The following is a 3,103-nucleotide window of genomic DNA, read 5'->3' on the forward strand; positions in this document are numbered from 1 at the left end:
AAGGGGGCGGTGCGGGATCCATCCATCGTTGACCTGGAAAAGCAGCTCGCTGAGGTGTTGGACATGGTTGGCTTTCAGGTCGGTTATTTTAATGCTGGGTTATGGCAAGAGCCCTGATGGAGTGTTTCCAAATCAAAATGGCGCATCTATCCAGATTTTGATCTAGACTTTATTTCCACGGGTGCAGGGTAATTATTACCCTGCCGGGTGTGGGCAGCGCCCACGGTTTATCTTTTGATCCTGTCTTACCATCTCCAGCGGGTTTGGGGCGCAGCTCCAAGGTCTTGATTTTGTTTTTGCCTTTTCATCAAAGCAACCATGATGTGCCATAAGGTTGAATCAGGAGGCTGGAGAACAGGATTTGGCGATGTCAAGACGGCTTGCGGTTGCCTTTTTTCAAGAAAACCAAAAGAGCCGAAATGGCTGCTGGGGTGATGCCGGGAATACGGTAGGCTTGACCGATCGTTTTTGGTTGGACCCGGGTGAGCTTTTGTCGAATCTCGATGGAGAGGCCATGCACTAAATTCCAATCGATCTCCTTGGGGATGATGATCCCCTCCCCCTCTCGGACTCTCTTCACCTCTTCCAACTGCTTGCCCAGATAGCCCTGGTAGCGGGCTTCCACTTCCAACTCTTCGACGATGCCATACGCCTCAGGATCAAACCCGGCCAAGCGAGCGACATCCTTAAAAGAGACATCCTCTCTCTTTAACATTTCCCAACCACGTTTGCGCCCCCCTCCCCCATCTTTCAGGCCAAGTTCGGAGGGGGCTATTTTTACCGCGTTCAATTTTTCCCGAGCCGTCTGTAAGCGTTCTTTGCGCTTGGAATAGGTTTGCCAGCGAAGGTCATCCACCAAACCAATTTCTCTACCTATTGGTGTTAAGCGGAAATCAGCATTATCCGCTCGCAGCAAGAGTCGAAACTCCGCCCGGGAGGTAAACATGCGATAGGGTTCATCCACACCCCGCGTGACCAGATCATCGACCATGACGCCGAGGTAACTATTGGTTCGATCAAATTGAACCGGATTTTTTTCTTGAGATAAAAGTGCCGCATTAATTCCGGCAATCATTCCCTGACCGGCAGCTTCCTCATAACCTGTGGTGCCGTTGATCTGCCCGGCCAAAAAAAGTCCTTCTGATTTTTTAACAGCCAGAGTTTGGTCCAACTCTCTGGGATCCACCATGTCATATTCGATGGCGTAGCCGGGGCGTAAAATTTCGACATTCTCCAACCCTTCAATGGAGCGAAGAAACTGCCACTGAATATCGATGGGAAGGCTGGTGGAAATACCGTTGGGATAGATTTCCTGATTATCGATTCCTTCCGGTTCCAAAAATATTTGGTGACTCTCCCTCTCTTCAAACCGAACCACCTTGTCTTCAATGGAGGGGCAATAGCGTGGACCGATGGATTGAATTTGTCCGCTATAGAGAGGGGCACGATCCAAATTATCTCGAATCAGTTGGTGGGTGCCTTTGTGGGTATGAGCGATATGGCAGGGTACCTGAGGACGTTCGATGGTTTTGGTTAAAAATGAAAGGGGGGGGGGGGGGGTATCCCCAGGTTGGGGTGTGAGTACATTCCAATCGATGGTCTTGCCATCCAGCCGTGGTGGGGTGCCGGTTTTCATCCGATCAAGTGAGAGGCCCAATTGCAACAGCGATCCTGAAATCCCTTCGCTTGGGGGGTCCCCCAAGCGTCCAGCTTTGAAAGTGTTCTCACCAATATGCGCCAGCCCCTTTAAAAAAGTCCCCGTGGTGAGAATGACCGCCTGGGCGGTATAACGCTCTCCCCAGTTGGTGGTAACGCCCAGGACTCTTTGCCCATCGAGGATCAGGGAGACCGCTTCGGCTTGGCGCAGTTGCAGGTTCGGTGTTTGTTGCAACACCCGGGTCATCACCTTGCGATAGGCGCGTTTGTCGATTTGGGCTCTAGGTCCTCTCACAGCCGGACCCTTGCGGCGATTCAACAATCGAAATTGAATCCCAGTTTCATCGGTGAGCAATCCCATGATGCCACCCATCGCATCAATCTCACGCACTAGATGACCTTTGCCCAAACCCCCAATGGCCGGGTTGCAGGACATCTGACCCACGGTATCCAGGTTCATGGTCAGCAGCAGCGTCTTGGCTCCGAGTCTTGCCGAAGCATGAGCAGCCTCACAACCGGCATGGCCCGCTCCGACGACGATGACATCGTATTTGAACTGATCCCTAGCCATAAGTGCAATTCACCTATTATGAGGCCCCAAACCGGCCTTTTTGTCGATGGTCTAAAAACAAGCAAAAAACCTGATTTTAAGCCATTTATGATCCTGTTTTGGTGGTTCTGTCCAGCTGACAGGCGCAAAAAAAGAGGGTGTGAGGGGGTGTTATACGCATATTTCGCCACAGAAACAGGTTTCACGTGAAACAATTTCACTTGCCGATACAAAAATTGCTGAAAAGTGCATCCAGCAAATCCTCTTGGGTCACCTCGCCGGTCAGTTCGCCCAAATGGCTGAGTGCGGCACGAAGAGGTATCACGGAAATTTCTACATCATTATTTAGTTTTATGAGTCGCGAGCAGCTATCCAGTTCCTGATTGACTTTTTGTAAAATTTCACGTTGCCGCGCTACCATCACGATAGCCCCTTCCCCATCCCCATGCACTTCCTGAAAGAGGCCACAGATCCGTTGGAGCAGGGAATCGATGCCTTGATCCTGTTGGCAGGAGATGACGACACTGGGAACGGCTTTCAAGGGGTCTGGCAAGGGATGGGGGGCGGAGGAGGGGGGGCTCTGTGTTTCAATTTCAGCGGTCTCATTCACAGGGGAGGGCGATGGGTTTAAATGCCCTCTCAGAGCCTCTCTGTCAGGACTTTCAGGAGCTGGGAAGATAGGGGGCTCGATATCATTTAAAGCCCTTGCAGAGGCCTTGGAGGGGGATCGTGGCGGATGCTGTGGCTCCTGAGTGGTGGCGCCCTTGGGGTGGCTCTCTGGAGTGAAAATAGCTGCAGGGCGACGACCCGTGATCGGTGCTCCTGGCCGGTGCCGGAGGGGGTACTTGGGGAGCGGTGGGTGGGGGCCAGGGTGCGGGGGATCTCCAGGCGGGGCAA

General features: G+C 52.5%; 2 protein-coding genes. Both read right to left on the reverse strand.

Features of this window, described 5'->3' with window-relative positions; genetic code table 11:
• Positions 1-370: 370 nt before the first annotated feature.
• Positions 371-2,227, reverse strand: coding sequence for a tRNA uridine-5-carboxymethylaminomethyl(34) synthesis enzyme MnmG (mnmG, locus tag HQL52_20225; GenBank protein ID MBF0371768.1), 1,857 nt, complete (start codon positions 2,225-2,227; stop codon positions 371-373).
• 196 nt (positions 2,228-2,423) lie between these two features.
• Positions 2,424-2,747, reverse strand: coding sequence for a hypothetical protein (locus tag HQL52_20230; GenBank protein ID MBF0371769.1), 324 nt, complete (start codon positions 2,745-2,747; stop codon positions 2,424-2,426).
• Positions 2,748-3,103: the final 356 nt, after the last annotated feature.

Source organism: Magnetococcales bacterium (assembly GCA_015232395.1).
Classification (GTDB): Bacteria; Pseudomonadota; Magnetococcia; order Magnetococcales; family JADFZT01; genus JADFZT01.

Excerpts from the sequence above, each read along its gene's own strand:
- mnmG (MBF0371768.1), bottom strand. The coding sequence starts at position 2,227 with ATGGCTAGGGATCAGTTCAAATACGATGTCATCGTCGTCGGAGCGGGC.